1 protein-coding gene is annotated in these 10,553 nt (G+C 74.5%); it reads left to right on the top strand.

From position 1 onward, the window contains the following. The first annotated feature begins 92 nt into the window (after positions 1-92). Positions 93-10,547 carry a type I polyketide synthase gene (locus ACZ58N_RS37725; protein WP_471169811.1) on the top strand — a complete coding sequence of 3,485 codons (10,455 nt, stop codon included), beginning with the start codon at positions 93-95 and terminating at the stop codon, positions 10,545-10,547. The last annotated feature ends 6 nt before the right edge of the window (positions 10,548-10,553 follow it).

Below are 10,553 nucleotides of genomic sequence, written 5' to 3' on the forward strand. Positions count from 1 at the left end.
CCGTATTCGACGGGCTGTGGAATCGACGCGTTCGTTGAATTCTCAGCCGCAGTCCGCATGCAATCCGCATTTCTCCAGGAGGTGACGTTCCAGTGGCCGGCGTGAACGAAGAAAAGCTTCTCGAAAACCTGAAGTGGATGACCACGGAGCTGCGGCGGGCCCGCCGCCGTCTCCAGGAGGTCGAGCAGGACGCCCACGAACCCCTCGCGATCGTCGCGATGAGCTGCCGCTTTCCCGGCGGGGTGCGGTCGCCCGAGGACCTGTGGCGGTTGGTGTCCGAAGGCGGCGACGCCATCACCGGGTTCCCCGAGGACCGCGGCTGGGACATCACCTCCCTCGCCGACCCGGACCCCGACCGCAAGGGCACCTTCTACAACACCGGCGGTGGCTTCCTCGCCGACGCCACCGCGTTCGACCCCGGATTCTTCGGCATATCGCCGCGCGAGGCCCTCGCCATGGACCCGCAGCAACGCCAGATCCTGGAAACCTCCTGGGAGGTCTTCGAACGCGCCGGGATCGACCCCGCGTCCGTACGCGGCAGCCGCACGGGTGTCTACATCGGCGCGGGCGCCATGGGATACGGGGCCGACCTCAAAGAGGTCCCCGAGGGCTTGGAGGGGCTGCTGCTGACGGGGGGCGCGACGAGCGTGCTGTCGGGCCGCGTCAGCTACGTCCTGGGCCTGGAGGGCCCCGCCGCCACCATCGACACGGCCTGCTCGTCGTCGCTCGTGGCCCTGCACCTGGCCGGTCAGGCCCTGCGCCAGCGCGAGTGCTCGCTCGCCCTCGTCGGCGGCGTGTGCGTGATGCCCACCCCCGACGTGTTCGTCGAGTTCAGCCGCCAGCGCGGTCTCGCCGCCGACGGCCGCTGCAAGTCCTTCGCAGCCGCCGCCGACGGCACCGGCTGGTCCGAAGGCGTCGGCGTACTCCTCGTCGAACGACTGTCGGACGCCCGCCGCAACGGCCATCCCGTCCTCGCCGTGGTCCGCGGTTCCGCCGTCAACCAGGACGGCGCCAGCAACGGGCTCACCGCCCCCAACGGCCCCGCCCAGCAGCGCGTCATCCGCCAGGCCCTGGAGAACGCCCGGCTCTCCGCCGCCGAGATCGACACCGTCGAGGCGCACGGCACGGGCACCCGTCTCGGCGACCCCATCGAGGCGCAGGCGCTCCTCGCCACGTACGGGCAGGACCGCCCGGCCGGCCGGCCGCTGCGCCTGGGTTCCCTGAAGTCGAACCTCGGACACACCCAGGCCGCGGCCGGTGTCGCCGGCATCATCAAGACGGTCATGGCGATCCGCCACGGCGTCCTGCCGCAGACCCTCCATGTCGACGAGCCGACCCCCGACGTCGACTGGACGGCCGGAGCGGTGTCGCTGCTCACCGAACCGATGGCCTGGCCCGAGACCGGCGCACCCCGCCGCGCGGCCGTTTCCGCGTTCGGCGTGAGCGGCACCAACGCCCACACCATCATCGAGGAAGCCCCCCAGGAGGAGCCGGCGCAGGCCGACGCCCCGGCCGGCGCGGAGCCCGCCACCGGTCCGGTACGGCCGGCGCTCCTGACCTGGACCCTGTCCGGCCGCAGCATCACCGCGCTGCGCGCCCAGGCCGCACGACTGATCGCCGCCCGCGCCGGCGGGGCCGCCGACGTCCCGGCGCTCGACGTCGGGCATTCGCTCGCGACCACCCGCGCCGCGTTGGAGCACCGCGCGGTCCTCCTCGCCCGTACGGACGCCGGTCTCGACACGGTACTGGCGGCGCTCGCCGCGGGCGAGACGGCGCAGGGCCTGATCACGGGCACCGCCACCGAGGGCCGGACCGCGTTCCTGTTCACCGGGCAGGGCAGCCAGCGTCTCGGCATGGGTCGCGAACTGTACGAAACCTTCCCGGTGTTCGCCGCCGCCCTGGACGACGTCTGCGGCCACATGGACGCCTACCTCGAACATCCCCTGAAGGACGTGCTGTTCGCCGCCGACGCGGAACTCCTGAACCGCACGGAGTACACGCAGCCCGCACTGTTCGCCGTGGAAGCGGCCCTGTTCCGGCTCGTGGAGAGCTGGGGCCTGCGCCCGGACTACCTCTGCGGTCACTCCATCGGTGAGATCTCCGCCGCGCACGCCGCGGGGGTCCTCCCGCTCGACGACGCCTGCCGGCTCGTCGCCGCACGGGCACGGCTGATGCAGGAGATGCCCGGCGGCGCCATGATCGCCGTCCAGGCGACACCGGACGAGGTCCTGCCGCTGCTGACGGACCGGGTCGACATCGCCGCCGTCAACGGACCGCGGTCGGTCGTCATCGCCGGACACGAGGACGCCGCCGCCCGCATCGAGGCCGACTTCCGGGCGCGGGGCCGCAAGACCAAGCGGCTCGCGGTCAGCCACGCCTCCCACTCGCCGCTCATGGACGGCATGCTCGACGCCTTCCGTCAGGTCGCGGAAGGACTCACGTACGCCGCCCCGCGCATCCCCGTCGTCTCCAACCTGACCGGCGCCCTCGTCTCCGACGAGATGGCCTCGGCACAGTTCTGGGTCCGCCACGTCCGCGAAGCGGTCCGGTTCGTCGACGGTGTCCGCGCCCTGGAAGCCGCCGGCGTGACGACCTACGTGGAGATCGGCCCCGACGGCGTCCTGTCCGCCCTCGCCCAGGACTGCGTCACCGGCGACGGAGCCGTTTTCCTCCCCACGCTGCGCGGTGGCCGGCCCGAGCCCGAGACGGCCCTGTCCGCGCTCGCCGGCGCCCACGCGCACGGCGCCGCCGTCGACTGGACGGCGTACTACGCGGGCACCGGCGCCCGCCGCGTCGACCTCCCCACCTACGCCTTCCAGCACGAACGGTATTGGCTGGAGCCCGCCACCGGCACGGCCGGCGACGTCGCCGTCGCCGGACTCGACCCCGCGGCGCACCCGCTGCTCGGCGCCGCCGTCACCCTGGCCGGCTCCGACCGGGTGCTGTGCACCGGCCGGCTCTCGGCCCGCACCCACCCCTGGCTCACCGGGCACACCGTGGCCGGTACGGCGGTGCTGCCGGGTGCGGCGTTCGTCGAACTCGCCGTACGCGCCGGTGACCTGGCCGGCTGCGGAACCGTCCGGGAACTCGTGCTCGACGCGCCGCTCGCGCTGCCCGCCGACGGCGGCGTCCGTATCCAGGTCCTCGTCGACACTCCCGACGAGGACGGCCATCGCGCCTTCACCGTGTCCTCCCGCCCGGACGACGAGGCCGGAGCGACGGTCGGCGACAGCGGCTGGACCGGCCACGCCCGGGGCGTCCTCACCCCCGGGGCCGGTACCGCCCCGGCAGCCGCCCGCGGACCGTGGCCGCCCGCCGGCGCCGAAACCGTCGACACCGATGACCTCTACGCCACCGACGGGCGTCACGGCGCCCACGCCCCCGCACGCGGCCCGGTGTTCCGGGCCGTGGAGGCCGCCTGGCACCTCGACGGCGAGTGGTTCGCACAGGTACGCCTCCCCGAAGACGCCCCGCAGGGGGCCGGGTTCGGCCTGCACCCCGTCCTCCTGGACGCCGCCGCGCACGCCGCGGTGGCCCTGACCGGTGCCGCGACAGGCGACGGATCCGACGGCGTCGGCGTCGGACCGGGAAGCACCTGGTCCGACGTGACCCTGCACGCCGTCGGCGCGGGCGCCCTGCGCGTACGCGTCCGGCCGGCCGGCGACGGGACGTACGCCCTCGACCTCGCCGACGACCTCGGCGACCCGGTGGCCACCATCGGCCGGCTCGCGCCGAACCCCTTCACCGCCGCGACCACCGACACCGGTGGCACGGCCCCCGGCCCGGCCGTCGTCCGCGACGCGCTGTTCCAACTCGACTGGACGCCGCTGCCCGCTCCCGCCGCCCCGACCGCGGCCGAACCCGCAGGCCGCTGGGCGGTCCTCGGCACCACCGGCACCGGACCGGCCCCCGGCTACGCCGACCTCGCGGAGCTCGCCGACGCGATCGACGCGGGCACGCCCGTACCGGCGTACGTCCTGGCTCCCTTCCACCGACAGGCCGACGGCTCCACGCCGGAAACCCTGCACCTGGCCGCGCACCGGGCCCTCGGCCTGGCCCGTGACTGGCTGGCGGACGACCGGTTCGAGACGTCCCGCCTGGTCGTCGTGACCGCCGGCGCGGTCGCCGGGCCCGGCGAAGGCGTCGCAGACCTGCCGCACGCCGCCATCCGCGGACTGCTGCGGTCCGCGGAGACGGAGAACCCCGGCCGATTCGTCCTCGCCGACGTCACCGACCTCGCCGACCTCACCGAGCCGGCCGGCGCGGCCCTGCTCGCCGCCGCCCTCGACTCCGGCGAGCCGGAGCTGCTGCTCCGCGACGAGACCGTCCACGTGCCGCGCCTGCGCCGCACCCCGCCCCCCGCCCCTGCGGGCCCTGCGGACGGCGTCCGCATCGACCCGAACGGCACCGCCCTGATCACCGGCGGCACCGGCAGCCTCGCCGGGATCGTCGCCCGCCACCTGGCCGCCGCCCACGGCGTACGCCACCTGCTGCTGCTCAGCCGGCGCGGCGCCGACGCCCCCGGAGCCGCCGAACGCACCGCCGAACTCGCCGCGTTGGGCGCCGAGGTCACCTGGGCCGCCTGCGACGCCGCCGACCGCGACGCCCTCGCCGCCGTCCTGGCGGAGATCCCCACCGAACACCCCCTCACCACGGTGGTCCACACGGCGGGCGTACTTGAGGACGGCGTCATCGCCTCCCTCACCCCCGAACGCCTGGACGCCGTCCTGCGGCCGAAGGCCGTCGCCGCACTCCACCTCCACGAACTGACCCGTGACCTGCCCGTCACGGCGTTCGTCCTCTACTCGGCCATCGCCGGCACGCTCGGCGCCGCGGGCCAGGCCAACTACGCCTGCGCCAACGTCCACCTGGACGCTCTCGCCGAACACCGCCACCACCAGGGCCTGCCCGCCACCTCCCTCGCCTGGGGCCTGTGGGCCGAACCCGGCGGCATGATCGGCGGACTCGACGAGACCCAGCTGCGCCGCATGGAGCAGCACGGCATGGGAGCCCTCTCCGCCGCCGACGGCATGACCCTCCTCGACGCGGCACTGGCCTCCGGCCGCCCCGTCCTCGTCCCCGCCCGACTGAACCCGGCCGCCCTGCGCGCCTCCGCCGCACCCGGCCCCGTGGCCCCCGTGTTCCGGGACCTCCTGGGCCCGGCGGGACGCCGCACCGCGCACACCCGCGACGACGCCGGCACCTCGCTCACCGCACGACTGACCGGCCTCACCCGCCCCGAACAGGACCGGGCCCTGCTGGAACTCGTACGGGCACAGGTCGCCTCCGTACTCGGCCACGCCTCGGCCGAACGCATCGAACCCGCCAAAGCGTTCAAGGACCTCGGCTTCGACTCGCTGACCGCAGTCGAACTGCGCAACGGCCTCGGCGCCGCCACCGGACTGCGCCTGGCCACCACCCTCGTCTTCGACCACCCGTCGCCCACCGCGCTCGCACGACACCTCCTCGTCGAACTGCTCGGCGAGGAAGCGGACACCGGTGAGCGGGACGGACACCCGGCCCAAGGTCACGGGCGGGCCGCCGACGCCGACGACCCCATCGCGATCGTCGCCATGAGCTGCCGGTACCCGGGCGGGGTCGGCAACCCCGAGGACCTGTGGCGGCTCGTCGAGACCGGCGGCGACGCCATCGCCGGCCTCCCCGGAAACCGGGGTTGGGACACCGCCGAGCTGTACGCCGGCCAGGACCGTCAGGACGGCCGGACCGGTCGGGGGCGGGCCTTCGAGGGCGGATTCCTGTACGAAGCCGACTCGTTCGACGCCGACTTCTTCGGGATCTCCCCGCGCGAGGCCCTCGCCATGGACCCGCAGCAGCGCCTGCTCCTGGAAGCATCCTGGGAGGCGGTCGAACGGGCGGGCATCGACCCGTCGTCGCTGCGCGGCACCCGCGCCGGCGTGTTCGTCGGCGCCGCCTACACCGGCTACGACGCCCAACTGGAAGGCTCCGCCGACGAGGACGCCGTCCTCGGCCACGTGATGACCGGCAACGCGGGCAGTGTCATGTCCGGCCGCGTCTCGTACGTCCTGGGCCTGGAGGGCCCGGCCGTCACCGTCGACACGGCCTGCTCGTCGTCGCTGGTCGCCCTGCACTGGGCGATCCAGGCCCTGCGCGCCGGCGAATGCACCCTCGCCCTCGCGGGCGGTGTCACCGTCATGTCGACGCCGGGCACCTTCACCGAGTTCAGCCACCAGGGCGGACTCTCGCCCGACGGCCGCTGCAAGGCCTTCGCCGCGGCAGCCGACGGTACGGGCTGGGGTGAGGGTGTCGGAATGCTGCTCGTGGAGCGGCTGTCGGACGCCCGCCGCAACGGCCACCCCGTCCTCGCGGTGGTCCGTGGTTCCGCCGTCAACCAGGACGGTGCGAGCAACGGCCTCACCGCCCCGAACGGGCCCTCGCAGCAGCGGGTCATCCGTGCCGCCCTCGCCAACGCGGGCCTGTCGGCCGCAGACGTCGACGCCGTCGAGGCCCATGGCACGGGCACCCGCCTCGGCGACCCGATCGAGGCCCAGGCGCTGCTCGCCACGTACGGCCAGGACCGGCCCGACGGACAGCCCCTGCTGCTCGGCACCGTCAAGTCGAACATCGGCCACACCCAGGCCGCCGCGGGCGTGGCGGGCGTCATCAAGATGGTCATGGCGATGCGCCACGGGACGCTTCCCCGCACCCTCCACGTCGACGAGCCGACCCCGCACGTCGACTGGACGGCCGGCGACATCTCCCTGCTGACCGAGGCCACGGCCTGGCCGGCGAACCGGAGGCCGCGCCGAGCCGCGGTGTCCTCGTTCGGCATCAGCGGCACCAACGCGCACACGATCATCGAGGAGGCACCGCAGGACACCGACCTTCCCGCACCGACGAACCCGACCACCGGACCGGTGCCCTTCGTCCTGTCGGCCAGGACGCCCCAGGCGCTCCGCGACCAGGCCGCCCGGTTGCTCCCCGTGGCCGAAGCCCGCACCGCTGACGGGTCCGGCGCCGAGCCCGTCGACCTCGCGTACTCCCTCGCCACCGGCCGCGCAGGCCTGGAACACCGCGCGGTGTTCGCCGCCGGTGACCGCGACGACCTCCTCCGCATGCTCACGGCCCTCGCGGCCGACGACCCCGCCCCGGGGACGGTCCTCGGGACGGTGTCCGGCGGATCATCCGCCTTCCTGTTCACCGGTCAGGGCAGCCAACGCCTCGGCATGGGCCGGGAACTGTACGAGGCGCATCCCGTTTTCGCCGCCGCCCTGGACGCGGTGTGCGAGCGGATCGCCCATGAACTCCCGCTGAAGGAGATCCTGTTCGGGTCGGACGCGGAGTTGCTGGATCGGACGGAGTACACGCAGCCGGCGTTGTTCGCGGTCGAGGTGGCGTTGTTCCGGCTCCTCGAATCGTGGGGTGTGCGGCCGGACTTCGTGTCCGGGCATTCGATCGGTGAGATCGTCGCCGCGCACGTCGCGGGCGTGTTGTCGCTGGACGACGCGTGCACGCTGGTGGCGGCGCGTGGTCGGTTGATGCAGGCGCTGCCGGCGGGTGGCGTGATGATCGCGGTGCAGGCGTCGGAGGCGGAGGTTCTGCCGCTGCTGACGGACCGGGTGAGCATCGCGGCGGTCAACGGTCCGCAGTCGGTGGTCATCGCGGGTGACGAGGACGCGGCGACGGCGGTCGTGGCGGCCTTCCCGGACCGCAAGACCAAGCGGCTCACGGTCAGTCACGCGTTCCACTCGCCGCACATGGACGGCATGCTCGACGACTTCCGCAAGGTGGTCGAGGGCCTGTCGTACGGGGCTCCGCGCATCCCGGTCGTCTCCAACCTGACCGGCGCGCTGATCACCGACGGTGAGATGGGTTCGGCGGAGTTCTGGGTCCGGCACGTCCGCGAAACGGTCCGCTTCCTCGACGGCGTCCGCGCCCTGGAGGCCGCGGGGGTGACGACGTACCTCGAACTCGGGCCCGACGGGATCCTCTCCGCCCTCGCCCAGGACTGCCTCACCAACCCTGCGGACGCCGCACTCGTGCCCGTCCTGCGCGCCGGCCGCCCCGAGGGCGAAACCGGCACCGTCACGACAGCCCTCGCCCACGCCCACACCCGCGGTGTCGCCCTCGACTGGCGGGCCCACTTCGCCGCCATCGCGCACCACGCGCGGCGCGTCGACCTGCCCACCTACCCCTTCCAGTCCCGGCGCCACTGGCCCGAGCCCACCGCCGCGCACCCCGGTGCGGTGGCGCAGGCCGGGCCCGCCGACGGGAACGGGGCCGACGCCCGGTTCTGGGACGTCATCGAGCAGGCCGACCTGACGGCGCTCGCCGACGAGTTCGACGTCGACGGCGACAGGCCGTTCAGCGCCGTACTGCCCGCCCTCTCCGCCTGGCGGCGGAACCGGCAGGCGCAGGCGGAAGCCGACTCGCTCCTCTACCGCGTCACCTGGCAGCCGTGGACCGGCCAAGGCCGGGACAGGGGTACGCCGACCACCGGCACCTGGCTCGTCGCCGTATCCGCGCCGCAGGCCACGGACCCGTGGGTCCGCACCCTGACCGACCGGCTGAGCGGTCAAGGCGCCACGATCCTGCCGCTCCCGCTCGACATGGCCCACGGTGACCCGACGGTCCTGCGCACCCACCTCGACGAGCGGCTCCGCGAGGCCGCGGCGGACCCCGTCACCGGACCGGTCACCGCAGTCCTGTCGCTCCTGGCACTGGACGAACGACCGCACCCCGAACACCCGGGAGTCCCCGTCGGGCTCGCCCTCACCAACGCCCTGACCTCCGTACTCACGTCGGAGGAGTTCACCTCCACCGCGGAGGCACGCGACAGCGGCTGCGCCGACGCACCCCTGTGGTGCGTCACCCGCGACGCCGTCGCCGCCGCCCCCGGCGACACCCTCGGAGGCGCCACCCAGGCACAGATCTGGGGCCTGGGCCGGGTGTTCGCGCTGGAGCACCCCGAGCGTTGGGGCGGACTCCTCGACCTGCCCGCGGTCTGTGACGAACGCGTACTGACCCGGCTGCCCGCCGCCCTCACCGCCGCCGGCGACGAGGACCAGCTCGCCCTGCGCGCAGCCGGCCCGTTCGTGCGACGCCTCGTACGCGCCGCCGTCCCGGCGGACACGACCGACGGCCGCTGGACCCCGGACGGCACCGTGCTCATCACGGGCGGCACGGGCGCCCTGGGCCGCCATGTGGCCCGACGCCTCGCCGAACGCGGCGCGCGACACCTCGTCCTCGTCAGCCGGGCCGGCGCCGACGCACCCGGCGCAGGCGAGGTCCGCTCGGAACTCGAAGCGCTCGGAGCGGCCGTCACCCTGGCCGCCTGCGACGTCACCGACCGGGACGCCCTGCGGACGCTCGTCGCGGGCCTGGCGGCCGACGGCACTCCCGTACGCGCCGTCGTCCACGCGGCCGGCATCTCGCAGCCGCCCGGTACCGGCACCGACCTGCCCGGCTTCGCCCGGGTCGTCACCGCCAAGACCGCGGGCGCCGTCCACCTCGACGCCCTGTTCGACACGCCTGACTCCCTCGACGCGTTCGTCCTCTTCTCGTCCATCGCCGGCACCTGGGGCAGCGGCGGACAATCGGCGTACGCAGCCGCCAACACCTTCCTCGACGCGCTCGCCGAGCGCCGCGCCACCCGCGGGCTCGCCGCCACCGCGGTCGCCTGGGGGCCCTGGGCGGACGGCGGCATGGCCGCCGAGGGCGACGCCGAGGAACAGCTCACCCGGCGCGGGCTGCCGCCCGTCGCCCCCGCCACCAACCTGACCGCCCTGGAACGCGCCCTGACCGGCGGGGACGCGACTGTCACCGTCGCCGACGTCGACTGGGCACGGTTCGCCCCGGTGTTCGCCGCGGCACGCCCCCGCCCCCTCATCGGCGACCTGCCCGAGGTACGCGACGCACTGCGCGGCGACGCACCCGGCGGAGCGGCCCCCGACTCCGGTGCCACGGCGGCCGACACCGCTGCGGCCCTCCTGCGCACCCTCACGGACCTGTCCGGCGGCGACCGGGAGACGGCCCTCCTCGACCTCGTGCGCGAGCACGCGGCCGCGGCCCTCGGCCACCCCTCCGCGGACGCCGTCGCACCCGACCGGGCCTTCAAGGACCTGGGCTTCGACTCGCTCACCGCGGTCGAACTGCGCACCCGCCTCGGCGTCGCCTGCGGCCTGCGACTGCCCTCCAGCCTGGTCTTCGACCATCCCAACCCGCAGTCCCTCACCCGCCACCTGCTGCACACCCTCTTCCCCGGGGACAACGGCGCCACGGGTGTTCCGTCCGTCACGGACCTGGACAGCGACCCGCAGGACGCGGAACTGCGCCGCACCCTGGCCGGTATCCCCATCGGCCGGATCCGCGAAGCGGGACTCCTGGACACCCTCCTCAGGCTCGCCGCCCCCGACACCACGGCCTCCGGCCCCGGTCCGGAAGCCGCCGACGCCGCAGGGTCCATCGACACGATGGACCTCCAGGACCTCCTCGACCTCGCCCTCGACGGTGGCGGGCCCGACGACGACGGCCCCACCGGCGACACCACCAGCAACAGCAACTTCTGACCTGCC

The organism is Streptomyces sp. NPDC040432 (assembly GCF_055595445.1).